Source organism: Bacillus sp. SIMBA_074 (genome assembly GCF_046534555.1).
GTDB classification, from domain to species: Bacteria; Bacillota; Bacilli; order Bacillales; family Bacillaceae_G; genus Bacillus_A; species Bacillus_A mycoides.
Genome location: NZ_JAWRYM010000813.1, coordinates 1 through 256, shown reverse-complemented (window position 1 = coordinate 256; position 256 = coordinate 1). Strand labels below are relative to the sequence as shown.

Here is a 256-nt window from a genome sequence, read left to right as displayed (position 1 = left end):
CCATCGATCGGCTCGATCTCGACCGCGGGCAGCGCCTCGGGGCCGTCACCGGTGTCGATGACCGCGACGTAGACCTCCACACCGTTCACCTTCTCTTCGATCAGGGCGTCATCGGCGTAGGTGTAGGCGTCGACCATCGCCCGCGGCAGCTCCTCGGCGGTGGCGACGATGGTCACACCCTGGGCCGACCCGCCCTGTGCCGGCTTGACCACGAGCGGTAGGGAGAACCCCGCGAGGACTGTCTCGAGCACACTCC

General features: G+C 68.4%; 1 pseudogene. It reads right to left on the bottom strand.

From position 1 onward, the window contains the following. A pseudogene (locus tag SB773_RS33015) lies at positions 1-212 on the bottom strand (hypothetical protein); the annotation flags it as partial. Between the last annotated feature and the right edge of the window lie 44 nt (positions 213-256).